Raw genomic sequence first — 25,429 nt, forward strand, 5'->3', positions numbered from 1 at the left:
CCTGACTATCAGACGTTGTTCCTCGACATTCGGAGCCACTACGTTCCAGGGCAGCAGGCGCCTTCACGGCCATCTGCTCCCCTGGCCCTGTGTTACCAGTCGTAGCTCATTTCCACCGAAGCCACCCGCTCCTGGCCGTAGTAGCAGCCGAAGTTGTAGTTGCAGTCGGAGACGTATTCCCGGTCAAACAGGTTCTGCACGTTGAGGCTGCTTTTCAGCCCGCGCAGGCTCGGGTCGAGCTTGCCCAGGTCATAGCTGACGGTGGTGTCGTACACCACATAGGCTGGTGTGCTGAAGGTGCTGCCCGAGTCCCCCGGCTTCCTGCCGGTGTAGCGCGCGCCCACGCCAAAGGTCAGGCCGCTGAGCGCCGCCTGGGTGAAGTGGTAGTCGACCCAGGCACTGGCCGAGACCGGCGCTTGGGCTTCATTACGGTTGCCCTTGGTGGAGTCATTGGCCTTGGTATAGAAGGAATCGATGTAGGTGGCGGCAGCCATCACATCGATGTTGTCCAGGCTGGACTTGATTTCCAGCTCGATGCCCCGGGAACGAATCTCGCCCTGCTGCGCGTTGTATTCGGGGTAGTCGATGTCGTTGGTCAGGGCGTTCTTCTGCTTCACCTGAAACACCGACGCGGTCATCAGCGTCTTGTCCACGGGCTGGTACTTCACCCCCACTTCATACTGCTCGCCCTCGGTCGGCTTGAAGGCCTTGGCACCGCGCTCCGGGGCGCTGGTGCCCACGGTCGGCAGGAAGGACTGGGAGTAGCTGACATAGGGCGCCAGACCGAAATCGGTCACGTAGGTCAGGCCCACCCGACCGGTGAACTTGTGGTCCCGCTGTTCAACGATGCTGCGGGCCAGCAGGTCCTTGTTTTCCACTTCGGCCCAGTCCTGGCGGCCGCCGAGGGTCAGTATCCATTGGTCAAGCTTGATCTGGTCCTGGACGTAGACGCCGGTCTGGCTGACGGTGTTGTCCCAGCGCGTGGTCAGTTCGGGGGTGACGCTGCTGGTGTCGTAGTTGTTCTTGCCGTACAGGTCTACCGGCAAGACCCCGTAGGCGTTGTAGCCGGTGTACTTGCGATTGAAATGGCGATAGTCCACGCCCGCCAGGGTGGTGTGCTCCAGGGCACCGGTGTTGAAGCGGTACTCCAGGTTGTTGTCCAGGGTGTAGGCTGTGTTGTGCTGCTGCCAGTCGAGCTTGGTGCGGGTAGCTCGAGTGTAGTCGGTCACACCGCCAGCATCGGTGACGAAGCCACGCAGGTAAAAGCCCTTGTAGCGGTCGCGCACGTCGATGTAGCGCGCGGTGGAACGGAATTTCAGGTCGTCGTTGAGGGCCTGGCTCAACTCGTAGCCAAGGATGTACTGGTCGCGCTTGTAGTCGTTGTAGCGCGAATCGCCATTGAAGAAATCGCGGTCGATCTTGCGCCCATCGGGGCCGCGTTCGAGGGTGCCGATTTTCGGCAACGCCTGGTAGTCGGCCAGCCCGTCGTCGCGCTGGATCTGCGCAAACAGCGTCAGGCGCGTGGCGTCGCTTGGGCTCCAGGTCAGGCTCGGCGCCAGCAGGGTGCGCTGGCTGTTGGTGTGAGCCACCTGTTCGTTGCCCTTTTTCGCCACGCCGATCAGGCGATAGGAGAACTCTCCCTGATCATCCAGTGGGCCGCTGCTGTCCAGGGCGCCATAGACCCGGTTGTAGCTGCCCAGGCCGAACTTGACCTGATGTTGCGGCGTACTGCTGGGGCGTTTGGACACTAGATTGACCAGGCCACCGGGCTGGTTCTGTCCATAGAGCACCGACGACGGCCCCTTGAGTACCTCGACGCGCTCCAGGGTGTAGGGATCGATTTGCGGCGCCCCGCCCAGGCTGCCGGCATAGGGCAGGTAGGCGCCGTCCAGGTACAGCGGGGTCGGGGCGAAACCGCGGCTGGTGATCTCGTCGGCAATGGTATTGCGGTCGGTGTAGCCGTTGACGCTCAGTCCCGGCGTGTAGCGCAGGACCTGGGTCAGGTTGCGCGCGCCCTGGGTCTGCACCTGATCGGCAGTGACCACGTTGATGGTCTGAGGAATTTCCAGGATCGGCGTATCGGTCTTGGTCGCGGTGGCGCTGCGAGTAGCCACGTAGCCATCCACTGGCCCCCAGGCCTGCTCCTGATCCTGGCCCTGAATATGGGTCGGCTGCAGTTGCAACGCCGACCCCGTGGGCAACAGGTACAGGCTCCAGGTGCCACTGGGGGTGGTGGTCAGGCCCAGGCCGCTGCCCACCAGGGCCTGCTGCACAGCCTGCTCGGGAGTCAGTTGGCCACTGACCCGACTGGCGCGCTTGCCGCTGAGCAACTGCGGGGCCACCGACAGCACCCGGCCGCTGTCCCGGGCGATGCGGCTCAAGGTCTCACCCAGGTCACCGGCGGGCAGATCGAACGCTCGGGTGGCCTGAGCCTGCTGCGGGTCGGTCGCGGCATGGGCGACAGTGGGCAGAGCGGCGTAACTCAGAACGACAGCCATCGCCAGCAAGCTGGGACGGAAAATAATCTGGGACATGGAAAGGGCTCGTTATTAGGTTGGCTTTCCATAACCAGGACACGGGAAAAACCGAACCCCCTCACTGTTCCTGGCTTTTTTAACAATCAGCGCAGCTCGATACGGGTCAGCCAGAAGCCATAGCGAGTCACCTGGATCGGCAGGGTTTCGCCGAGGGAGCGCAGCACCTGATCGCTGTCATCCAAGGGGAACACCCCATAGACCCGGACCCGCGCCGCTTCCGGGCTGATGCGCAACAGGCCGCTGCGGTAGGGCCGCAGCAGCTCGATCAATTCGCCCAGGGGCTCGTTGCGCACATCGATGCGGCCGTCGAGCCAGTCCACCCGGGTACGCAACGACGGTGCCTGACGCTCGATGCCTTGAGCGCCGAAAGCAAAGGCTTCACCGGCCTCGACCCGCTGCTGGCGCCCCTGGGCGGTGGTCAGCAGCACGCTGTGTTGCTGCACGGAAACCAGACTGCCGAGATCGTTGCGGCTGACCATGAAACGGGTGCCCAGGGCCTGCACCCGCCCCTCGCGGCTTTCGACGATAAACGGCCGCGCCGGGTCGGCGGCGACGTCGACCTGCACCGTGCCTTCACGCAGGACGATGCGCCGCTGCCCGGCATCGAAGCGGATATCCACGGCGCTGCGGGCGTTCAGGTGGAGCCGACTGCCATCGGCCAGGATCATGGACTGACGCTGGCCGGTGGCAGTATCCAGGTCGGCCAGCACCTGACCCAAGGGCAACACGCGGTTAACCAGCCCGGCAGCACCGCCTCCCAGCACCAGCAACGCCAGCCCGCCGCCCAGCACTTTGCGCCGCGCTGGCGAAGGCAGCGATCGCAAGGCCCGGCTGGCCGCCTGCAGTTGCTCGCTGCTCTGCAGTTGCTGCAAGGGCTGGCTGAGCACGGCGTTGACCCGCTGCCAGGCAGCGGCGTGTTCGCCGCTCTGCGCCAGCCAGTGGGCAAAGGCTTGCTGCACGGCATCTCCCTGGCTGCTGGATTCCAGCTTCAGCAACCAGTCCACGGCGGCGCGATTGGCCTGGTCGCTGGCGGTACGGCTCATGCGGCGCGCTCGCTGAGGCAATGCAGGAAGGCTCGCCGCAGGTCGCGCTCGACGGTCGCCAGAGAAACTCCCAGGCGCTCGGCGATCTGCGGCTGCGCCAGGCCTTCAAGGCGATGCAGGATAAAAGCATGGCGCACCCGTTGCGGTAGACCTTCGAGCAGCCGGTCGATCAGTTCCAGCGCTTCGCGCACCAGCGCCAGCTCCTCTTCGGAGGGGCTGAAGGCCTGCGGCATCCGCGCCAGTTCCAGCAGGTACTGCTGCTCCAAGGCACGGCGCCGGAACAGGTTGCTCAACAAGCGCCTGGCCACCGTGGCGAGAAAGGCCCGCGGTTCGTTGAGATCGGCCAGTTGGCCGGCGGTCAGCGTGCGCACGAAGGTGTCCTGAGTCAGATCCGCGGCATCCTGCGGGCACTGCAATCGGCGATACAGCCAGGCACGCAACCAGCGGTAATTCTCGCTATAGAGGTTGGCAACTATGGCTTTGGTGTCTACGGGACTGTGCATCGAGACCGGCACGCTAATGGTAATTGTTATCATTATCCAGTTTGCCGGTCATGAAAATCAACGTTCGTCGTTGCAAATCCCCCAGCGCCGCGGCAAATCCGGGGGTGGCGATCAGCGGTACTCTTCCGGCGCTTCGCGTTCGAGGATTTCCTCCAGGTCGCTCAGGTCACCGCGTTCCTTGAGAATGCCGCTGACCTGGTCGATCCACGCCTGCTCCGAGGCAATCCCCGCCCAGGACTGGCTGCCGAAGCCGTGATACGGCCGGTCGTCGAAGGTGCTGATCAGCAACTGGTTGAAGCGCCCGGTGTCCAGTTTTTTGCGCTGGATTTGCACTTGCAGCGCCCCCAGCACCTTCTGCTGCTCTTGCGCGTTGGGGCGATAGCGGTAGAGCCGCGGCGAGCTGAGCACCAGAAACTCCGGCGGCAGGTTTTCATCGATGGCCGCCTGCAGGCGGTAATGGCCATCGAGAATCAGATAGCAGCTCAGACCGGTGACGTACCACAGCAGGATCGGCGGCAAGCTGCCTTCGCGGGCTTTTTTGCGCCACCACTTCAAGCGCCCGGAATGCGGGTCCACGGCATGCAGGCCGACTACTGCGCCACCGTACTCCCCCAACCCGACCCAGCGCGCCGTACCGGCCTGTTGGTTGTCGAGGATGTTACGACCATAGATCGCCCACTGCGGCATATGGCTCAGGGCGTCTTCACCGCCCTTGAAGTACCAGGCTTCGGTGCCGCTGAGCAGCGGCCGCATCGGTTTCTGCGATGCCGGGCGCAGGGCCCGCACCAGCCAGTAGCCGGGGTAAAAGAAGTCCGGCTGGTGCTGCATCAGTTGCTCGACGAAGAAGCGGCTCCAGGCCTTGAGGCGCAGCGCCGGGTCGAGGCGCGCCTGTTGTTCCACCTGAGGCGAGTCGATGGGGCCCACCAGGGTTTGCGGCAGTTGCTCCGGCAGGTGATTGCGCACCAGCCATACGCCATACAGGCAGCGGGACATGGTGCCCCAGAGCAGGGTCTGGTCGCCGAGCACCAACTGCATACGGCTGTTGTTGCCACTGAGCAGGCACAGGTTGGGCTTGCCACTGGCCGGGCGTTTGACGTCCACGCCGAGGCCGTTCCAGTGGCCGGCCAAATCCTCGATATCACGCCAGAAAATCTGTTCCACGATTGTCCCTAATCCTTGATCAATGACCGGCCCTGCGGCGGGCAGGCGCGACTATAGCAGAGGGCTGGAGGGCGCATTCGCCTGTAGGAGCTGGCTTGCCAGCGAAGGCGGCCAGCGCCTTACCCATGGCGGCCAATGACCGCGTCTACTTCGTCTGCCAACCCTTGCCCGCCCAGGCACTGACGCACCTCGTCGCACCACTGCGACTCCGGCTCATTGCCGGCCCAGGCCGGGGTAGCGCTGCGGTACTGCGGCCGGTCATCGAAGGCCTGGATCAGCACCCGGTTGAGGTTCTCGGTGCTCAGGGCCGGGTTGCGCGGCACCGCGTCGCCGCGCTTGCGCAGTGAATCCATGATCCGTTGCTGATGCTCCAGGCTCGGTGCGAAGCCGCGCTCGCGGGTGGCGCTGAGGACGATGAATGATGGCGCGAGGTTTTCCGCGATGGCCGCCTGCAAACGGTAATGGCCGTCGATCACCACGTAGGACGCCAACCCGCCGACGTACCACAGCAGGATCGGCGCCAGGCTGCCTTCGCGGGCCTTCTTGCGCCACCACTTCAGGCGCCCGGCCTCAGGGTCGACACGGTGCAGGCCGATGAGCTTGCCGCCGCCATGCCACCAGTCGATCCACTCCAGGGTCTGGGGTTGCAGGTTGTCGAGAAAATCCTCGCCGTACAGGTGCCAGTTGGGCACATGGGTCAAAGGGTCGATCACCGAGGTGAAGCGCCAGTGGTCCAGGCCGCTCGCGGTGCTGGAGGGCTCCGGCAGCAGGCCCTGGGCCAGCCAGAAACCGGGGGTGAGGAAGTGCCGGGCGCTTTCACTGAGACGGCTGACGAAATAGCGGCTCCAGGCCTTGATCCGCAGCTCGGGCGCCAGGGCGGCGTGCTGCTCCACGGTGGGTGAGTCGATGGGTGCCAGCAGCCGGCATTCGGCGCCGTCCGCCAGCGGGTTGCGCACCAGCCAGACGCCGCCGTGGTCCCGGGCCAGGGTGGCCCAGAACAACGGCATGTCGTGGTGCATCAGCTTGATCCGGGCATTGGCGCCGGTGCGCAAGTACAACGGCGGTCTGTTCGTGGGGCCCGGTTCGACCTCGACACCGAGGCCGCTCCAGTTGCCCAGGGAATCTTCGATGTCGCGCCAGTAAAGCTGTTCTGCCATGGTTCCGGTCCTTGAATGAAAACGCCCGGCGCAGGTGCTTGGACCTGGGCCGGGCGCGATCATAGCAGAGGACCTGCGGGCCTCTTCGCCCGTAGGAGCTGGCTTGCCAGCGAAGGCGTCGGCCAGGACGATGCAAGGCTTGCGGGCCTCTTCGCCGGCAAGCCGGCTCCTACGCCAAATGTCGGTCCTCCTGCTGCGCGAACAACGCCCCACCGCTCATCCGTCGATCACAGCCCCTCCAGCTCGGCCATCAGATCACTCAGCCGGTCGACCTTCTCCTCGCTGATCTCACTCCCGGCCAAACCGTCGATGTACGCGGCCAGCTCCTGCACCGTGCTGCATTCGAACATGGCCCGCAGCGGCACGTTGCGTTGCAGGGTCTTCTGTACCCGTGAAGCGATCTGGGTCGCCAGCAGGGAATGCCCGCCCAACTCGAAGAAGTTGTCGCGCACGCCCACCCGTTCGACCTTGAGCACCTCGGCCCAGATGTCCGCCAGGGTTTGCTCCAGTTCATTGCCCGGCGCTTGATAGTCCTGGCTCTGCAGCTGGCCGATCTCCAGGGCCGGCAGGGCCTTGCGATCGAGCTTGCCGTTGGCGTTGAGCGGCAGGCGCGCAAGCCACAGCCAGTGCAGCGGCACCATGTATTCCGGCAGTTCGGCGCGCAGCCGCGGCTTGATCCGCTCCAGGCATTCGCTCGGGCTCAGGTTCGTGTCACTGGCCACCAGGTACCCAACCAGGTGCTTGCCGTTGACGCCCTCCTGCACGCCCACGGCGGCATCGCGCAGTTCCGGCTGTTCATGCAGGCGCGCTTCGATCTCGCCCAGTTCGATGCGATAGCCACGGATCTTCACCTGATGGTCGATCCGGCCGACGTATTCCAGTACGCCGTCGCTGCGCCGGCGCGCCAGGTCGCCGGTGCGGTACAGGCGTTCGCCCGCAGCACCGAACGGATGGGGCACGAAGGCCAGCGCGGTACGCAACGGGTCGCTGACGTAGCCACGGCCGACACCGGTGCCAGCCACGCACAATTCACCCACCGCTCCCAGGGGCACCAGCTCCAGGGCTTCGTCCATCAGGTACAGCCGGTTGTTGTCGGTGGGCGTGCCGATGGGCAGGTAGGCGCCACGGGTCGAGGCCATATCGACACGGAAGAAGGCCACGTCATCGGAGCACTCCGCCGGGCCGTAGGCGTTGACCAGGCCGATCTGTGGATAACGCAGCAGCCACTGGTGCGCCAGCTCGGGCGGCATGGCCTCGCCGGTGGGCAGCATCCAGCGCAGGCCAGCGAGGGCGATGGCGTCCTGGACGAGCATGCCCTGGATCAGCGACGGCACGCTCTCCAGCACCGTGATGCCCTGCTCCTGGACGTGAGCCAACAGGCCCTGGGGATCGTGGGCGATGGTGTTGGGCACGATGTCCACCCGAGCGCCGAACAGCGGCGCGGCAAGGAACTGCCAGACCGAAATATCGAAGCTCTGGGACGCGGTCTGGGCGATCACGTCGGCCTCACTCAGTTGCAGGTACGGCACCTTGCTCAGCTGGTTGTTGAGCATGCCGCGCTGCTCCACCATCACGCCCTTGGGCAGGCCGGTGGAACCGGAGGTGTAGATCACATAGGCCAGGTTGTCCGGCGCGCTGTAGCGGCCCGGGTTGTGCTCGGCATGCTCGGCGGCTTGCAGCTCTTCCCAGACCAGCAGCCGCGGACGCCCGGCACAGCCGAACTCGTCCAGCAGGGCCTGGGCCTGTTCGCGGCAGGCCGCGGTGCAGACCAGGATCGGCGTGCGGCTGAGCTCGATGATGCGACCCAGGCGCTGGCTTGGCAGGCCCGGGTCCAGGGGCAGGTAGCCGGCCCCGGCCTTGAAGCTGCCGATGATCATGCCCAAGAGTTCCAGGCCGCGCTCGGCCAGCAGGGCCACCGGCTGATCAAAGCCCACGCCGTTGGCGATCAAGGCATGACCCAAGCGGTTGCTGTAGCGGTTCAACTCGGCGTAGCTGTAGCGCCGGTCCAGGCAACTGGCGGCGATGCGTTGCGGATGGGCCGCCACCTGGGCCTCGAACAGCTCCACGTAGCTGCGCTCCAGCGGGTACTCATGCTCGCTCTGGTTGCAGCCGGCCAGCAGGAAGTCCTGCTCTTCTTCGCCCAGCAGCGGCAGTTCGGCCATGTCGCCATGGAAGCCCTGCATCAGGGCCAGCAGCAGGCGCTTGAACTCGCCGAGCATGCGTTCGATGGTCGCCTGCTCGAAGTAGCGCTGGTCGTAGGACAGGTGCAGGCCCAGGTCATCCCCCGGGTAGCACACCGCGGTGATCGGGAAGTTGGTGTGGGTACGGCCGGAATCCGAACTGGCGTTCAGGCTCTGGGCACGGTCCAGCACCGAGACTTCCACCGGCGCGTTCTCGAACACGAACAGGCTGTCGAACAGCGGCTGGCCCTTGCGCAGTTCGCTGGTTTCCTGGATCGCCACCAGCGGCAGGTACTCGTACTCACGCAGCTGCATGTTGCTGTCGAGCAAGGCGCTGAGCCACTGGCGCACACTGCAGCGCTCACCGTCCTGGGGCAGCTTGACCCGCAGGGCGATGCTGTTGATGAACAGGCCGACGGTGCGTTGCATCTCCGGCATTTCCACCGGGCGCCCGGCCACGGTAACGCCGAACAGTACGTCGCGATCGCCGCTCATGCGCCGCAGCACCAGGGCCCAGGCCGCCTGGGCGAAGGTGTTGATGGTGAGCTGGTGCTGCTGCGCCAGTTCCCGCAGTTGCGCACCATCCCGGGCATCCAGGCGGGTGTAGCAGTCGCCGACGATCATGCCACCGCTGTCACCGGCGTGTTCGCGCAGGAACGGCCGGTCGCTGGGGATCGGCGTGGTGCGTTCAAAACCTTCAAGGTTCTGTCGCCACCACTGCCGCGCCTCGGACAGGCTCTGGTGCTGCAGCCAGCCGATGTAGTCGCGGTACCGCGGTGGCACCGCCAGTTGCGCCTCGCGACCTTCACCGAGGGCGGTGTAGATCTCGAAGAAGTCGTTCATCAGCAAGGAGCGGCACCAGGCATCGATGAGGATGTGGTGGTTGCTCATCATGAACCAGTAGCGCGCAGCGCCGACGCGGATCAGCCGCAGGTGGAACGGCGCCTGGTTGAGCAGATCGAAGCCGGCCTCGCGCTCCTGTTTGTGCAGGGCTTGCAGCTTGGCTTCCTGCTCGGCCTCGGGCATCGCGCTCCAGTCGAGAAACTCGATCGGGGTGCGGCCCGGCTTGTGGATAACTTGCAGCATGTCTTCGCCGACGTTCCAGCAAAAAGACGCGCGCAAGGCTTCGTGGCGCGCCACCACCGCCTGCCAGGCCTGGGCGAAACGCTCCGGGTCCAGTTCGCTGTTGATGCGGTAGCGGTCCTGCATGTAATACAGGCCAGTGCCCGGCTCCAGCAGGGTGTGCAACAGCATGCCCTCCTGCATCGGGGTCAGCGGGTAGACGTCTTCGATCTGCGCCGCCGGTACCGGCAGGCCATCGAGCTGGGCCTGGGTCAGGCGCGCCAGGGGGAAGTCGGACGGCGTCAGGCCACCGGCATCGTCCTTCAGGCAATGGCCGATCAGGCTCTGCAGCTCGCCCAGGTAGGCGCTCGCCAGCTCGCTGATCAGCTCGGCGTCGAAACGTTCGCTGCTGTAGGTCCAGCGCAGCACCAGCTCGCCGCCATACACCTGGCTGTCGATGCTCAGTTCGTTGGGCAACGGTGCTTCAGGTGCATGGGCCGGGCCGACGGATTCATCCAACGGGCGCAACAGTGCATCGGTACCGAAACTCTGGTCGAACTGCCCCAGGTAGTTGAAGGTCACCGGCGCCAGCGGCAGCGCCGCCAGGGCCTCGCGGCAGCTTTCATCCGCCAGGTAGCGCAGCACGCCATAACCCAGGCCCTTGTGCGGCACGGCCCGCAGTTGTTCCTTGATGGCCTTGATCGAGGCGCCCTGCCCGGCCGCTTCTTCCACCTGCAACGGCGTCAGGCGCAGCGGATAGGCGCTGGTGAACCAACCCACGGTGCGAGTCAGGTCGATCTCGTCGAACAGCGCCTCGCGGCCGTGGCCTTCCAATTGCACCAGGGCCGAAGGCTGCCCGCTCCAGCGACACAGCACCCGGGCCAGGGCGGTCAGCAGCAGGTCGTTGACCTGGGTGCGGTAGGCCGCTGGAGCCTGTTGCAGCAACTGACGGGTGCGCTCGGCATCCAGGGTCACGCTGTGGCTTTGAGCCTGTTGATGCTGCTGGCTGCCAGTGGCCTTGAGCCCCGGCAGTTGCGCGGCCGGGCCGGCCAATTGCTGCTGCCACCAGCTCAGCTCTTCACGCAGGGATTCGCTGCCGGCATAGGCCAGCAGGCGGCTCGACCAGTCCCGCAGGGCACTGGTCTTGGCCGGCAGGTTCAGGGCCTTTCCGGCTTGCAACTGACGATAGGCGTTTTGCAAATCTTCCAGCAGCACGCGCCAGGACACACCGTCCACCACCAGGTGGTGGATGGCCAGCAACAGGCGTTGCTCGCCTTCAGGGCCGTCCACCAGCACCGCCCGCAGCAGCGGCCCGTGTTCCAGGTCGAGGCTGCGCTGGGCATCGGCGAACAGTGCCTCGCAGGTGGCCATGGACGGCACCCGCACCTGCCACAACAAGGGAGCATCGGACAACGGCAGGTACTCGGCGCGCCACTGCCCGCCCGCCTGGTTGAAGCGCAGGCGCAGGGCGTCGTGTTGCTCCAGCACCGCCAGCAGGGCTTGCTCCAGCAACGACGCATCCAGGGTGCCCAGCGGTTCCAGCAACAAGGCCTGGTTCCAGTGCTGCGGCTGGGGAATGCGGCTGTCGAAGAACCAGTGCTGGATCGGCGTCAGCGGCGCTTCGCCACTGAGCTGGCCCTGCTCGGCGCTGACGCGCTGAGTGTGGCTGGCAACCCGCGCCAGGGTTTGCACCGTCTGGTGCTGGAACAGGTCCCGCGGGGTGAAGTGAATCCCCAACTGGCGGGCGCGGCTGACCACCTGGATCGACAGGATCGAGTCGCCCCCCAGTTCGAAGAAGTTGTCGTTGAGGCCCACTTGCTGCACGTTCAGCACTTCGCCCCAGACCCTGGCCAGGGTCTGTTCCAGCTCGTTGCTCGGCGCCACGTACTGCTGGCGGTTGAGCTCCGGGTCCGGCAATGGCAGGGCCCGGCGATCGAGCTTGCCGTTGGCGGTCAACGGCATGCTGGCCAGGAGGATCAGGTGGGTCGGCACCATGTAGTCCGGCAACTGGGTTTTCAGTTGCTGCTTGAGGGCTTCACGCAGGTTGGCCTGCTGCACCTCGTTGCGCTCGGCCACCTCGGTCACCAGGTAACCAGCCAGCTGCTTGCCGGCCGGGGTATCCAAGGCCAGCACCACCGCTTCACGCACGGCCGGATGATCCAGCAGACGGGTTTCGATCTCCCCCAGCTCGATGCGGAAACCGCGAATCTTCACCTGATGGTCGACCCGGCCGATGTACTCCAGCTGACCGTCGGCGCACTGGCGCACCAGGTCCCCGGTGCGGTACAGGCGCCCGCCATCGGTGGCGAACGGATCGGCGACAAAACGCTCGGCACTCATCCCCGGACGACGGTGATAACCCTGGGCCAGACCGGCGCCGCCGACATACAGCTCACCGGTCGCCCCTTGGGGCACCAGCGCCAGATCGGCATCGAGGATATAGGCCACCCGGGCCCCGACGATGCTGCCGATCGGCACGCTGGCCACGCCTTCGGCCAACTGCTGCGGCGCCAGGCTGGCCAGGGGCATGACCACGGTTTCGGTGGGGCCGTAGGCGTTGAAGAACAGGTTCGGCTGGAAGGCCGCACGGATGCGCTGCAGGTGTTCGCCGGTCAGGGCCTCGCCGCCGGTGATGCACATGCGCACCGGCAGGGTCTGCTGCTGGGTCGCCAGATACTGGGCCAACTGGCTGCCGTAGCTGGGGGTGAAACCGAGGATGCTGATGCGGTGCTGACGGATCAGTTGGCAGATCTCTTCGGCGTCCCACTGGCCCTGGGCCCGCAGTACCACCTGGGCGCCGCTGAGCAGCGGCACCAGCAAGCGCTCGGTGGCGGCGTCGAAGTTGATGGAATAGAAGTGCAGCTCGCAGTCGTCCGGGCGCATGCCGAAGCGGCGGATCACCGCCTGGCAGTGCATGGCGATTTCCCCGTGGGACACCACCACGCCCTTGGGCTGGCCGGTGGAACCGGAGGTGTAGATCAGGTACGCCTGATGCTGGGGCAGGCTGATGAAGGGCAATTCGCCCGCCGGGTAGTCGGCCAGCAGCGCACCGTCCTCTTCCAGGCACCAGCGGCCGACTCCGGCCGGCAGCTCGCCCAGGGCGGCGAACATCCGCGCATCGCTGAGCAGCAGGCCGATGCCGCTGTCTTCGATCATGTAGTGCAGGCGGTCCAGGGGGTATTCCGGGTCCAGGGGCACGTAGGCGCCGCCGGCCTTGAGGATCGCCAGCAGGCCGACGACCATTTCCAGGGAACGCTCCAGGGCCAGGCCAACCCGCACCTGCGGGCCCACGCCACGCTCACGAAGCATCCAGGCCAGGCGGTTGGCGCGGCTGTCCAGCTCGCTGTAGCTCAGGGTCTGCCCGGCGAAGGTCAGGGCCGGTGCGTCCTTGCGGGCCAGGGCCTGTTCGCTGAACAGATGATGGATGCACTGATCCAGGCGTTGCTCGCCGGGCTCGACGCTCAAACTGTCCAGTAGGTGCTGCTGTTCATCGGCCTGCAGCAGTGGCAATTCGCACAGGCGCCGTTGCGGGTCGTCGATCAGGGCCTGCAGCAGATTGCGCCAGTGGCCGGCCATGCGCGCAATGCGCGGCTCGTCGAACAGGTCGGTGCTGTAGGTCAGGCAGCAGCCCAGGCGCTGGTCCAGGTCGGTGACTTCCAGGTTGAGGTCGAACTTGGTGGCCCGGGCATCGTTGACCAGGTATTCCACGGTCATGCCCGCCAACTGCCGGCTTTGCTGGAATTCCCAGCGCTGGACGTTGCACATCACCTGGAACAGCGGGTTGTAGGCGGTGCTGCGCGGTGGTTGCAAGGCTTCCACCAGATGATCGAACGGCAGGTCCTGGTGCGACTGACCCTCGATCACGGTGTGGCGCACCTGCTCCAGCAACTGGCCGACGCTCATCTGCCCGTCGAGCTGGCAACGCAGCACCTGGGTGTTGAGGAAGGCGCCGATCAGCCCTTCGCTTTCCGGGCGGATACGGTTGGCCACCGGCGCACCGATGCGCAAGTCGCTCTGGCCGCTGTAGCGGTACAGCAGCAGCGACAACGCGGCGGTCATGGTCATGAACAGGGTCAGGCCGTGCTCGGCATTGAAGGCGCGCACCCGGGCCGCCAGCTCGTCGCTCAAATCGAAGCGGTACAGCTCGCCCTGGTGGCTTTGCACCGCGGGCCGTGGCCGGTCGCTGGGCAGCTCCAGCAGCGGGTGTTCGCGGCCCAGTTGCCCGGTCCAGTAGTCCAGCTGGCGCTGGCGCTCGCCGGATTCCAGCCACTGGCGCTGCCACACGCTGTAGTCCAGGTACTGCACCGGCAAGGGTTCCAGGGGCGATTCGCGGTCGTCGAGGAAGGCTTCGTATAGCGCGCCCAGCTCGCGGGCGAAGATATCCATGGCCCAGCCTTCGGTGACGATGTGGTGCAGGGTCAGGACGAAGTAGTGCTCATGCTCGCCGGCCTTGACCAGGCAGGCGCGCAGCAAGGGGCCGGTCTCCAGGTCGAAGGGCTGGTGCGCTTCGCTGTCCGCCAATTGTTGCAGGCGTTGTTGCCGGGCATCCGGGGCCAGGGCCGAGAAGTCCTTCCAGGCCATGCGCAGGCCGGTGTCGGCATGCACCTGCTGATGGGCCACGCCATTGACGCTGGGGAAGGTGGTGCGCAGGGTTTCGTGACGCAGGATCAGCGCTTGCAGCGCGGCCTCGAAGCGGCCCACGTCGAGCACGCCAGACAGCCGCGCCATGCCACCGACGTTGTAGGCCGGGCTGTCGGGCTCCATCTGCCAGAGGAACCACATGCGCTGCTGGGAATAGGACAGCGGCACCGGCTGGCTGCGGTCGACCCGGGCAATCGGCGGCTGCTGGTTGCGCGCACCGGACTCCTGGATCAGCAGCACCTGCTCGGCAAAGGCCCCCAGTTCGCTGGCTTCGAACAGCGCCCGCAGTGGCAGCTCGACGTCGCAGGCCTGGCGGGTGCGGGAAATGATCTGGGTGGCCAGCAGCGAATGCCCGCCCAGGGCGAAGAAATCGTCCTTGAGGCCGATGCGTGGCTGGCCCAGCACTTCGCGCCAGATCTGGGCGATCTGTCGTTCCAGGTCGGTGCGCGGTTCAACGTGCTCGCGCACTTGCCATTGCGGTTCCGGCAAGGCCCGACGATCCAGCTTGCCGCTGGGACTCAGGGGCATGGCGTCCAGGCGCAGCAGTTGCGCCGGCACCATGTACTCCGGCAGCTCGGCGGCCAGGGCGTTTTTCAGCCGGGCGCTGTGTTCGGTTTCATCTTCATCGCTGGCATTGGCGGTGTAGTAGCCGATCAGTTGCGGGCCGGCGACGGTGTCCCGCACCAGCACCGCGGCCTGGGCCACGCCGTCCTGGGCCAGCAGCCGTGCTTCGATTTCCTGCGGCTCGACGCGAAAGCCTCGCAGCTTGACCTGCTGGTCGAGGCGGCCGAGGTATTCCAACACGCCGTCGGCGCACCAGCGTACGCGGTCACCGGTGCGGTACAGGCGCGCGCCCTCTTCACTCAGGGGGTCGACCACAAAGCGTTCGGCGGTCAGCGCCGGGCGTCCCAGGTAACCCCGGGCCAGGCCCTGACCACTGATGCACAGCTCGCCGGGCACCCCGGCAGGCATCAGGTTGAGCTCGGCATCCAGCACCCGGCACAGCACATTGCCCAGCGGGCGGCCGATGGGCGAGCGCTCGCCGTCATCGACCGAACACTGCCAATGGGTGACGTTGATCGCGGTTTCGGTGGGGCCGTAGCGGTTGTGCAGTTGCGCGTTCGGCAACTGCTGCAACAGGCGATTGCGCAGCTCGGCCGGCAGGGCTTCGCCACCGGAGAACACCCGGCGCAGGCTGTGGCATTCGGCGCTCAGCGGCTCATCGACGAACAACTGCAACAGCGGCGGCACGAAGTGCAGCGTGGTGACACCATACTCCTGCACCAGCTGGGCGATGCGATGGGGATCGCGGTGCTCGCCGGGGGCGGCGATCAGCAGCCGGCAGCCGGTGATCAACGGCCAGAAGCACTCCCACACCGACACATCGAAGCTGATGGGGGCTTTTTGCATTAGCACATCGTCAGCCTGCAACTGGTAGCTGTCCTGCATCCATTGCAGGCGCTCCATCAGCGCGCGATGGGTGTTGCCGACGCCCTTGGGCTGGCCGGTGGAACCGGAGGTGTAGATCACGTAGGCCAGGTGTTCGCTGTGCAGGTGCAGGCCCGGCGCGTGGCTCGGCCAGCTGTCGAGCTTGAGGCTGTCCATGGCGATGGCGCTGATACCCGGGGCTTCGGGCATCCGGCCCAGCAGATGGGTCTGGGTCAGCAGCAGGCCCACGCCGCTGTCTTCGAGCATGTAGGCCAGGCGTTCGGCAGGGTAGTCCGGGTCCAGGGGCACGTAGGCGCCACCGGCCTTGATGATCGCCAGCAGGCCGATCAGCAGTTGCGGCGAACGTTCGGCGGCGATGGCCACGCACACGTCCGGCCCGACGCCCTTGTCCCGCAGGTAGTGGGCCAGGCGGTTGGCCTGGGCGTGGAGTTCGGCAAAGCTCAGTTGGCCGCCGTCCCAGACCAGCGCGGTGCGCTCCGGGGTCTGCTGCAGTTGTTCCTGCAGGCGCTCCGGCAACCAACGCTCGGCGGGCGCACAGGGGGCCACGCTCCATTGCTGCAGTTGCGCCGCTTCGGCGTTGCCGAGCAACGGCAAGTCGCCCAGGGCGCAGTCCGGTTGCAGGCAGGCATGCTCCAGCAGGCTGATGAAATGCCCGGCCAGACGCTGGATGCTGGCCGCGTCGAACAGCTCGTCGGCGTAGTCGAAGGCCAGGCTCAGGCGGCCGTTGCGGTCCTCTTCGCTGTGCAGTTGCAGGTCGAACTTGGCCTCGCGGCTGTGCCACGGCAGCTCTTCGGCCAGCAGCCCCGGCAGGCGGCGCAAGGCACTGAGGTCGCGCTGCTGGTGGTTGAACATGACCTGGAACAGGCCCTGCTCACGGGCTTCGGGAAAGGCTTCGAGCAATTGTTCGAAAGGCAGGTCCTGGTGGGCCTGGGCCTCCAGGGCGGTGCGGCGGGTCTGCTGCAGCAGGTCGGCGAAGGACTGGCGCGAATCCAACTGCCCGCGCAATACCTGGGTGTTGATGAAAAAGCCCAGAAGGCTCTGGGTCTCCAGGCGCGGGCGGTTGGCGTTGGGCACACCGATGCGGATATCGCTCTGCCCGCTGTAGCGGTGCAGCAGGGTCTGGAACGCCGCCAGCAACAGCATGAACGGCGTGGCCTGCCGAGCCTGGGCGGTCTGGCGCACGGCTTCACTGAGGCTCGCGCTCAGGCGCAGGTCATGGCGCGCGGCGCTGTGGCGGACCTGGGCCGAACGCGGGTGGTCGGTGGCGAGGTTCAACACCGGGGCTTCGTCCGCCAACTGCTGTTTCCAGTAGTCCAGCTGGCGCTGGCCTTCGCCCTGGGCCAGCCACTGGCGCTGCCAACTGCCGTAGTCGGCGTATTGCAGGGCCAGGGGCGCCAGCTCCAGGCTCTGGCCCTGGGCCGCGGCGGCATAGAGCCGCGAGAACTCGTCGATCAGCACATTCAGCGACCAGCCGTCGGCGATGATGTGGTGCAGGGTCAGCAGCAGTTGGTGTTCTTCGTCATCCAGGCGCACCAGGGTCGCCCAGTACAGCGGCCCCTTCTCCAGATCGAACTGGGTCCGGGCCTCGTCTTCGCGGATCTGCCGCGCCCGGGCTTCACGCTCGGCCGGTGGCAGGTCGCTGATATCAATCACCTGCAGGTTGAATTCGCCGGCGGCATCCACCTGTTGCAGGGCCTGGCCGTCACGCTCGAAGAAGCGCGTGCGCAGCGCTTCGTGGCGCTGGATCAGTTGCTGGAAGCTGGCGCGCAGGGCCTCTTCATCCAGCTCGCCACGCAAGCGCAGGCCGCCGGGAATGTTGTAGGCGCTGCTCTGCGGGTCCAGTTGCCAGGTGATCCACAGGCGGTTCTGGGCCAGGGATTGCGGCAGTGGCTGCTGGCGCGACAGGGCATTGATACTGCCCTGAGCCACGCCGCCGTCCTGCTGCTGGCGCGCCACGGCAGCGCTGAAGGCACCCAGGGTCGGAGCCTCGAACAGCAGGCGCAAGCCCAGTTCCAGCCCCAGCTCTTCACGCAGGCGGGCGATCACCTGGGTAGCGGCAATCGAGTTGCCCCCCAGGAGGAAGAAGTGATCGTCGGCGGCCACTGAAGCGCATTGCAATTGCTCCTGCCAGATGCGCCCGATCAGGGTTTGCAGCGCGTCACCGGCGCTGTCTGCGGCGTCAGCCGTTGCGCTGCCGGCCTGCGGGAACAGCGCGTAGTAATCCAGGCTGCCATCGGCCAGCCGGGTGCGGCAGGCGGAGCGCTGCAACTTGCCGCTGGAGGTTTTCGGCAGGGCCCCGGGGTTGAGCAACACCACCACGCTCGGCGCTTCCTGGCAGGCTTCGGCCACCGCCTGGCGGATGGCCTTGATCAGCGCTTCGGGGGGCAGGATCTTCTGCACGCTGCGGCTGATTTCCGCAGCGATGCCGATACCTTCCTGCCCCTGGTCGCTGACCGCGAACGCTGCCACCCGGCCCTTGCGCACCACTTCCACTTCGCGCTCGATGGTCTTTTCGATGTCCTGGGGATACAGGTTGTGCCCGCGCACGATCAGCAGGTCCTTCAGGCGCCCGGTGATGAACAGCTCGCCATCGCGGATAAAGCCCAGGTCACCGGTGCGCAACCAGGTACGACCGGCATGCTGGACGAAGGTCTTGGCGGTGGCTTCAGGATTGCGCCAGTAGCCATGGGCAATGCTCGGCCCGACGGCCCAGACTTCGCCAATACGGTTGTCAGGCAATTCGCCCAGTTGCTGCGGATCCATCACCAGCACGGCGTGTTCCGGCTGGCTGAAGCCGCAGCTCATCATCGCGCTGCCCTGCCCCGGCTCGGCGCGGTTCTGCGCCAGGGCCTGGTCGTCCAGGTGCAGGGCCGGGATGCCCTGGCCGCGCACGCCACCGGCCACGAACAGGGTGGCTTCGGCCAGGCCGTAGGAGGCGAGGAAGTTTTCATGGCTGAAACCGCAGGCACTGAACTTCTCGGCGAAACGCTCCAGGGTGTCCAGGCGGATCGGCTCGGACCCCGAATAGGCCACGCGCCAGCCGCTGAGGTCGAGGCGCTCCAGGGCCGACTCGCTGACCCGTTCGCTGCACAGGCGGTAGGCGAAATCCGGGCCGCCGCTGATGGTGCCGCCGTATTCGCTGATCGCTTCCAGCCAGCGTACGGGCCGCGCCAGGAAGTAGGCCGGTGACATCAGCACACAGGGCACGCCGCTGAAAATCGGTTGCAGCAGGCCGCCAATTAAGCCCATGTCGTGGTACAGCGGCAGCCAGCTGACGATCACGTCGTCCGGGTTGAGGTCGATACCAAAGCCGCGACGGATCAGCAGTTCGTTGGCCACCAGGTTGCCATGGCTCACCTGCACGCCCTTGGGCAGCGCGGTGGAGCCCGAGGTGTATTGCAGGAAGGCGATGTCGTCGTCCTGCAGCGCCACGGCCTGCCAGTCTTCGGCCAGCCCGGCTTGCAGGGTGTCCACACACAGCAGTTGCGGCGCGCCCGCGGCCTTGAGTTCGTCCATCTGCAACAGTGAATCCCGCAGCCCGGCGCTGGTCAGCAGCAACCGTGGCTCGGCGTCGGCCATGATGGAAATCAGGCGCTCCTGGTGATGACGACGGGTGGACTCCGGCGGATAGGCCGGCACCGCGATCACCCCGGCGTACAGGCAACCGAAGAACGCCGCGACGTAGTCCGGGCCGCTGGGAAACAGCAATACCGCGCGATCGCCGAATTCGGCGTTGGCTTGCAGAGCCGCAGCAATGGTGCGCGCACGAAGGTCCAGGTCCCGGTAACTGAGGACCACGCTCTGATCCTGCTCTTCGGCGAGAAAGCGCAACGCCACTTGATCAGGTGCCAGGACTGCCCGGCGTTGAAGGGCTTGGGCCAGGGTGCTGGGGAGTTCGAACGCGTCCGTCATGGGGTTTCCTGCCAGGATTGTGCTTGCAATGGAGAGCGGGCCCTGCTCTCCCATAACTTTAATAACTATCTATAAATCAAATAGTTATAAGAAAGTCGTGGGCATCCGGAGGGCGCCGTGGCCGGGTCTGCTACCCGGAATCTTTCTCCAATGAGAACGGATGACGTCTTGAAATAATTAGTCCGCATCCTGCCCTTCAAGGCCTGATCCAGCCCACTGACGAGCAGCCGTTCGCAATCTGCACTGACAGAGAGCATTAGTTCTTTTTCTCAATTGACAATCATTATCATTCAGCCTAATTTGTCGCTCGATGTGTAGGACGGGTCAGATTTTTCTGACGTCCCACTAACCTCTTTGCAACAAGGTGATTTCCATGACGGAACAAGTATCCACAAGCAGGTGCGATTCACCGTTACTCCAGGCTTTTGTCGACAACCGTCTGATCCTGGTGAAGATTGCAGCCCGCATTACCGGCTGCCGATCCCGGGCTGAAGACGTGGTTCAAGATGCGTTTTTCCGCCTGCAGTCGGCGCCGCAGATCACCTCCTCGTTCAAGGCCCAGCTCAGTTACCTGTTCCAGATCGTGCGCAACCTGGCCATCGACCACTACCGCAAGCAGGCGCTGGAGCAGAAGTACTCGGGTACTGAAGAGGAAGGCTTGAATGTGGTTATTCATGGCGCTTCACCTGAAACCTCCCACATGAACTTTTCCACCCTGGAAAACATCGCCGAAGCCCTGACCGAGCTGCCCAGCCGCACGCGCTACGCCTTCGAGATGTACCGCCTGCATGGCGTCCCGCAAAAGGACATCGCCAAGGAGCTGGGGGTATCGCCGACCCTGGTCAACTTCATGATTCGCGATGCCCTGGTGCATTGCCGCAAAGTCTCGGGCAACCGCCCCGATACCTTCGCCCGTCGCTGACTGGTTCCCTGCATGACCCGGCTTGAAGGGTGCCTACACCTCAAGCAGGCCACTGCGGCCAAGCACCAGTAACGCTGCACGTTTATGCAACAGATCGAACTCCTGCTGGCAGAACCGACAACGGTCATGCGCAGCACAGGGCGGCGCGTGGGCGCCTGGCGCCGGCCGCTGCGCACCTGGCGGGTCCAGATACAGGGCATGTACCTGGGCCGACAGCCAGAAAGCCAGCCGATCCTGGCGCGCCGCCTCGGCTGCCTGGGCATCCACCGGCACGGGCGCCTGCCCCCGGCCCCGCAGAGACTCGAACAGCCTTTGGCGGGTGATGACTTCATCGATTCCCGTGAGCTGGCTAGTGGGCAGGGCTGCAACATTCAGCGGATCAACAGGGGACATGGCAGCGCTCACCGTCGGTTGGGCATTCAACCAAGTGACGTGGGCCGCCGCCGGAAATTTAGCCCGTCGCGGGCCGGGCCGGTCGCTGCGTGATGTCAGGCGTGGGGCACGCTCATCACCACAATGCGATAGGGATCGAAGATCTTGTGCATCTGGCCGTTGTCCCGCAGTTTTTGCAGGAGCCCGGAAAAGTCTTCAGCCGTGATCGGCGCCTTGGGCCGGATTAGGGCGTAATGGTGGTAGACCTGATCGATGCGTTCGGAAACCAGCAACTGCTCCGTGCTTTCGGCATTGCGCGCCAGGAAGTCGCTGAGGTAGGAGCGGGTCACCAGGGCGATGTCCGCCCTGCCCCGCAGGACCATCAGCAGGTTGCTGTCATGGGAATAGGTCAGGGTGGCGTTGTAGGTGTCGGCCAGGAACTTGGGGTCGGCGTTGAACTGGGCGAAGGCGTAGTGATAGCCGCTGAACAGGGCCAGACGCTTGCCCTTCAGGTTGGCGAAATAGTCCTGCTGGCGCCCGCCCTGACGCTGGGCAACGAAAATTTCCGCGTCTTCCAGGCCCATGTCGACACTGGTGTGGGTAATGTTCTGCCAGCCCCAGGCCGGGTTCTCGAAGATCGCCAGGTCCACCCGGCCCTGCTCGAAATCGCGGAAACGCCGGGGAATCGAGGTGGGCACCAGGACGAACTGATAGTCGCTCTGGGACTGGTTGAGGGCTTCCACCAGTTGCGGCAGCAAACCGGTGTCGGCACCGGTTTCTGGACGGACGGTATAAGGCGGGAAATGCGCCGCCGCGACCCGCACCAGCTGCGCCGAGGAGGCCGGACAGACCCAAAGTGTTGCCAGCGCCAGCAAGAGCATTCGCAAGGCTGACCGCAGCGGCAAGGACATCAAGGCAACACACCTCAAGGAAATGAAAATGAATGAGCTAAAGCTAGGCGTTTTCAGCCACTTCGACAATGTTGCCACGCACAATTAGCCAGCCGCTCAATGATCCTTGAGCACCAGCAGCAGGGCCTCCTGGGCCAGCTGTTCCAGAGTCATGCTGCCCTCGGCCCGGAACCAGGTGGTGGTCCAGGACAGCGCGCCGGTGAGAAAGCGCCGGGTAATGAACACATCGCCCTTGATGAACCCCGCCTCCTTGGCCTCCCCCAGCACCTGCAGCCAGATCTGTTCGTAGATGTCGCGCAGCGCCAGCACGGCCGCCTGGCCTTCCGGGGACAGTGAGCGCCACTCGTACACCAGCACCGCCATGGCTTCGCCGCTGCCGCCCATGATCGATTGCAGTTCACAGCGGATCAGCGCCAGCACCCGTTCGCGCACGCTGCCGGCCTCGGCCAGTTCAGCGCGCATCAAGGCGGTGTTGTAGTGGATGGTTTCCTGCATCACCGCCCGCAGGATGTCGTCCTTGCTCTTGAAGTGATGAAAGATGCTGCCCGACTGGATGCCCACCGCACTGGCCAGGTCACGCACGGTGGTGCGCTCGTAACCCTTGTTGCGAAACAGGTGCGCTGCGGTTTGCAGCAGCTTGCCCCGGGCGCTCTCGGGGTCGGTCACCTGGCCACTGGCGATCAGCTCGCGTACTACCTGCAGGGCTTTTTGCTCGTCCACCGGTGTTCTCCTACCTTCACGTCATCAATAGCTCAGCGTAACCCGGCAAATCCGGGCGCGGCGCGCGCAATTTAAGCCTCTGCCGGTTACCAAGCAAGCGCTTGGCCAGAAGAATAGGCCAACGTATTTACAAACCAAGCGCTTGCTTGGTAGCCTCCTCGCAGTTCTTCATTCGAGAGCCCTGTCATGACCAAGACCGTAAGAATCGGCTGCGCCAGTGCCTTCTGGGGCGACACCAGCAGCGCCGCAGCGCAGTTGGTGCAAGGCGGCCGCCTGGACTACCTGGTGTTCGACTATCTGGCAGAGATCACCCTGTCGATCATGGCCGGGGCGCGCATGAAGGACCCGACGGCGGGCTACGCCACGGATTTCGTCGAGGTGCTCAAACCCTTGCTGGGCTCGATCCGCGAACAGGGCATCCGGGTCATCAGCAACGCCGGCGGGGTCAACCCGCAGGCCTGTGCCAGTGCCTTGCAGGCCGCCTGCGAACAGGCCGGGGTGGCGCTGAAGATCGCCGTGCTGCTGGGGGACGACCTGCAACCGCAGTTCAAGCAGTTGAGCGACGCCGCCATTGTGGAGATGTTCAGTGGCGCGCCCCTGCCGCCAATGTGCGTCTCCACCAATGCCTACCTCGGTGCCCCCGGCATCGTCGAAGCGCTGCGCCTGGGGGCGGATATCGTGATCACCGGCCGCGGCGTCGACAGCGCGGTGGTCAGCGCCGCCCTGGTCCACGAGTTCAACTGGTCCTGGCAGGATTACGACCGCCTGGCCCAGGCCGCCCTGGCCGGGCACATCATCGAATGTGGCGCGCAGTGCACCGGCGGCAATTTCACCGACTGGCGCCAGGTGCCGGACTACGAACATATCGGCTTCCCCATCGTCGAGGTCGGCGCTGACGGCCAGTTTGTGGTCGGCAAGGCACCCGGTACCGGAGGGCTGGTGAGCCCGCTGACGGTGGGCGAACAACTGCTGTACGAAATTGGCAACCCCAGGGCTTATCTGCTTCCGGATGTGGTGTGCGATTTCTCTCAGGTGGAACTGCGGCAACAGGGCCCGGAAAGGGTTCATGTACAGGGTGCCAGGGGCCTGCCCCCCAGCCACCAGTACAAGGTCAGCGCCACCTACCCGGACGGCTTCCGCTGCACCGCCAGTTGCCTGATGGCCGGGATCGACGCGGTCGCCAAGGCGCACCGGGTCAGCCAGGCGATCATCGACAAGACCAGCGAGATGTTCGCCCAGCGCGGCTGGGGGCCCTACAGCGAAGTGAACATCGAATTGCTGGGCAGCGAGGCCACCTACGGCCCCCACGGCCAGCGCCAGGACAGCCGCGAGGTGGTGATCAAGCTGGCAGTGCGCCACCCGAACAAGGCGGCGCTGGTGCTGTTCTCCCGGGAAATCGCCCAGGCCGCCACCGGCATGGCCCCGGGGCTCACCGGCATCGTCGGTGGCCGGCCGACGGTGTACCCGGTGATCCGCCTGTTCTCCTTCCTGCTGGACAAGGACGCCTGCCGGCTGGAGATCGACCTTGCCGGCCAGCGTCACCCTTGCGCGCTGCCGCACACCGACCGCCTGGACCCGGCAGCCCTGCCCGCCCCCCATTCCCTGCCCGCCCCCCGCGGCCGCGCCGATGCCAGCGTGGCGCTGGTGAAGCTGGCGGTGGCACGCTCCGGCGACAAGGGCAACCACAGCAATATCGGGGTCATGGCGCGCCACCCCGACTACCTGCCGTGGATCGCCGAAGCCCTGACCCCCGAGGTGCTGGTGGACTGGATGGGCCATGTGCTGGACCCGGTGCATGGCCGGGTCCAGCGCTGGTACCTGCCGGGCACCCATAGCCTCAACTTCCTGCTGGAGAACGCCCTGGGCGGCGGCGGCGTCGCCAGCCTGCGCATCGACCCGCAAGGCAAGGCCTTTGCCCAGCAGTTGCTGGAAATCCAGATCCCGGTGCCGCAGAGCATCGCCGACGCCGTCAATTAAAGGAGCTGCCGTGGTGTACGACTCGATTTTCAAAGCGCAATTGTTCGCCGGCCAGACCATCATCGTCACCGGTAGCGGCAGCGGTATCGGCCGCTGCACTGCCCACGAACTGGCGGCCCTGGGGGCCCAGGTGCTGCTGGTGGGGCGCAAGGCGGAAAAACTGCAGAAGGTCGCCGGCGAAATTGCCGAGGACGGCGGCAAGGCCGACTGGCAGACCTGCGACATCCGCGACGAGGAAGCGGTCAAGGCCCTGGTGGCCCGGCTGATGGAGCGCTTTGGTCCGATCCATGGCCTGGTGAACAATGCCGGCGGCCAGTACCCGGCGCCCCTGGCCTCGATCAACCAGAAGGGTTTCGAAACCGTGCTGCGCACCAATCTGGTGGGCGGCTTCCTCATGGCCCGGGAAGTGTTCAACCAGTCCATGAGCCGCCACGGCGGCAGCATCGTCAACATGCTCGCCGACATGTGGGGCGGCATGCCCGGCATGGGCCACTCCGGTGCGGCGCGCTCGGGGATGGACAACTTCACCAAGACCGCCGCCTACGAATGGGGGCACGCCGGGGTGCGGGTCAACGCGGTGGCGCCGGGCTGGATCGCCTCCAGCGGCATGGACACCTATGAAGGCGCGTTCAAGGCAGTGATCCCCACCCTGCGTGAACACGTGCCGCTCAAGCGCATCGGCAGCGAATCGGAAGTCAGCGCCGCCATCGTTTTCTTGCTCAGCCCCGGCGCGGCCTTCATCAGCGGCAGCACCCTGCGCATCGACGGCGCCGCCAGCCTGGGCAGTCGTGCCTGGCCCCTGGGCAAGGCACGCAACAGCAAGTCCTACAACGGCTTCCATCGCGCCTACCTGCCCGACGTACTCAAGGGCGAGGAATAAGC

At 65.5% G+C, this 25,429-nt stretch carries 12 protein-coding genes; 3 read left to right on the forward strand and 9 right to left on the reverse strand.

Translation table 11 applies throughout. The features are described 5' to 3' along the window. Positions 1-92 precede the first annotated feature (92 nt). The 6 genes from PFLCHA0_RS21235 to PFLCHA0_RS21260 all read right to left on the reverse strand — a co-directional run bounded on the left by PFLCHA0_RS21235 (position 93) and on the right by PFLCHA0_RS21260 (position 19,645). Positions 93-2,534, reverse strand: a complete 2,442-nt coding sequence (locus PFLCHA0_RS21235) for a TonB-dependent siderophore receptor (RefSeq protein WP_015636487.1) — start codon at positions 2,532-2,534, stop codon at positions 93-95. A gap of 86 nt (positions 2,535-2,620) precedes the next feature. Further along, the gene (locus PFLCHA0_RS21240) at positions 2,621-3,580 is read right to left on the reverse strand and encodes a FecR family protein (protein WP_015636488.1); all 960 of its coding nucleotides are present in this window, start codon (positions 3,578-3,580) and stop codon (positions 2,621-2,623) included. Further along, positions 3,577-4,083: a sigma-70 family RNA polymerase sigma factor gene (locus PFLCHA0_RS21245; RefSeq protein WP_041752437.1), complete on the reverse strand. Its 507-nt coding sequence runs from the start codon at positions 4,081-4,083 to the stop codon at positions 3,577-3,579. Before PFLCHA0_RS21245 ends, PFLCHA0_RS21240 begins: the two co-directional genes overlap by 4 nt. A 111-nt stretch (positions 4,084-4,194) precedes the next feature. Then, complete coding sequence (locus PFLCHA0_RS21250) at positions 4,195-5,244, reverse strand: hypothetical protein (RefSeq protein ID WP_015636490.1); 1,050 nt, start codon at positions 5,242-5,244, stop codon at positions 4,195-4,197. Between the two features lie 119 nt (positions 5,245-5,363). Then, positions 5,364-6,401, reverse strand: coding sequence for a hypothetical protein (locus PFLCHA0_RS21255; RefSeq protein WP_015636491.1), 1,038 nt, complete (start codon positions 6,399-6,401; stop codon positions 5,364-5,366). A gap of 227 nt (positions 6,402-6,628) precedes the next feature. Then, positions 6,629-19,645, reverse strand: a complete 13,017-nt coding sequence (locus PFLCHA0_RS21260; protein WP_041752440.1) for a non-ribosomal peptide synthetase — start codon at positions 19,643-19,645, stop codon at positions 6,629-6,631. Positions 19,646-20,018: 373 nt separating this feature from the next. Here PFLCHA0_RS21260 and PFLCHA0_RS21265 point away from each other — a divergent pair, with 373 nt between their 5' ends. Beyond that, the gene (locus PFLCHA0_RS21265; protein WP_011062465.1) at positions 20,019-20,567 is read left to right on the forward strand and encodes an RNA polymerase factor sigma-70; all 549 of its coding nucleotides are present in this window, start codon (positions 20,019-20,021) and stop codon (positions 20,565-20,567) included. 33 nt (positions 20,568-20,600) lie between these two features. Here the strand turns inward: PFLCHA0_RS21265 and PFLCHA0_RS21270 are convergent, their stop codons facing one another. The 3 genes from PFLCHA0_RS21270 to PFLCHA0_RS21280 all read right to left on the reverse strand — a co-directional run bounded on the left by PFLCHA0_RS21270 (position 20,601) and on the right by PFLCHA0_RS21280 (position 22,570). Next, entirely contained in the window at positions 20,601-20,960 is a 360-nt protein-coding gene (locus tag PFLCHA0_RS21270; RefSeq protein ID WP_041752441.1) for a hypothetical protein, read from the reverse strand. Positions 20,961-21,055: 95 nt separating this feature from the next. Further along, positions 21,056-21,850 carry a substrate-binding periplasmic protein gene (locus PFLCHA0_RS21275; RefSeq protein ID WP_011062467.1) on the reverse strand — a complete coding sequence of 265 codons (795 nt, stop codon included), beginning with the start codon at positions 21,848-21,850 and terminating at the stop codon, positions 21,056-21,058. Positions 21,851-21,946: 96 nt separating this feature from the next. Continuing rightward, on the reverse strand, positions 21,947-22,570 hold the full coding sequence (locus PFLCHA0_RS21280; RefSeq protein ID WP_015636493.1) for a TetR/AcrR family transcriptional regulator: 624 nt from the start codon (positions 22,568-22,570) through the stop codon (positions 21,947-21,949). Positions 22,571-22,756: 186 nt separating this feature from the next. On the opposite strand from PFLCHA0_RS21280, the gene PFLCHA0_RS21285 reads away from it, so the two are divergent. Together PFLCHA0_RS21285 and PFLCHA0_RS21290 are read left to right on the forward strand one after the other, a co-directional pair. Further along, complete coding sequence (locus PFLCHA0_RS21285; protein ID WP_015636494.1) at positions 22,757-24,547, forward strand: acyclic terpene utilization AtuA family protein; 1,791 nt, start codon at positions 22,757-22,759, stop codon at positions 24,545-24,547. 10 nt (positions 24,548-24,557) lie between these two features. Further along, positions 24,558-25,427: an SDR family oxidoreductase gene (locus PFLCHA0_RS21290; RefSeq protein WP_041752442.1), complete on the forward strand. Its 870-nt coding sequence runs from the start codon at positions 24,558-24,560 to the stop codon at positions 25,425-25,427. Positions 25,428-25,429: the final 2 nt, after the last annotated feature.

It is taken from the genome of Pseudomonas protegens CHA0, from assembly GCF_000397205.1.
In the GTDB taxonomy this organism is placed as follows: Bacteria; Pseudomonadota; Gammaproteobacteria; order Pseudomonadales; family Pseudomonadaceae; genus Aquipseudomonas; species Aquipseudomonas protegens.

Excerpts from the sequence above, each read along its gene's own strand:
- PFLCHA0_RS21255 (WP_015636491.1), bottom strand. The coding sequence starts at position 6,401 with ATGGCAGAACAGCTTTACTGGCGCGACATCGAAGATTCCCTGGGCAAC.
- PFLCHA0_RS21235 (WP_015636487.1), bottom strand. The coding sequence starts at position 2,534 with ATGTCCCAGATTATTTTCCGTCCCAGCTTGCTGGCGATGGCTGTCGTT.
- PFLCHA0_RS21245 (WP_041752437.1), bottom strand. The coding sequence starts at position 4,083 with ATGCACAGTCCCGTAGACACCAAAGCCATAGTTGCCAACCTCTATAGC.
- PFLCHA0_RS21270 (WP_041752441.1), bottom strand. The coding sequence starts at position 20,960 with ATGTCCCCTGTTGATCCGCTGAATGTTGCAGCCCTGCCCACTAGCCAG.
- PFLCHA0_RS21240 (WP_015636488.1), bottom strand. The coding sequence starts at position 3,580 with ATGAGCCGTACCGCCAGCGACCAGGCCAATCGCGCCGCCGTGGACTGG.
- PFLCHA0_RS21275 (WP_011062467.1), bottom strand. The coding sequence starts at position 21,850 with ATGTCCTTGCCGCTGCGGTCAGCCTTGCGAATGCTCTTGCTGGCGCTG.
- PFLCHA0_RS21285 (WP_015636494.1), top strand. The coding sequence starts at position 22,757 with ATGACCAAGACCGTAAGAATCGGCTGCGCCAGTGCCTTCTGGGGCGAC.
- PFLCHA0_RS21265 (WP_011062465.1), top strand. The coding sequence starts at position 20,019 with ATGACGGAACAAGTATCCACAAGCAGGTGCGATTCACCGTTACTCCAG.
- PFLCHA0_RS21260 (WP_041752440.1), bottom strand. The coding sequence starts at position 19,645 with ATGACGGACGCGTTCGAACTCCCCAGCACCCTGGCCCAAGCCCTTCAA.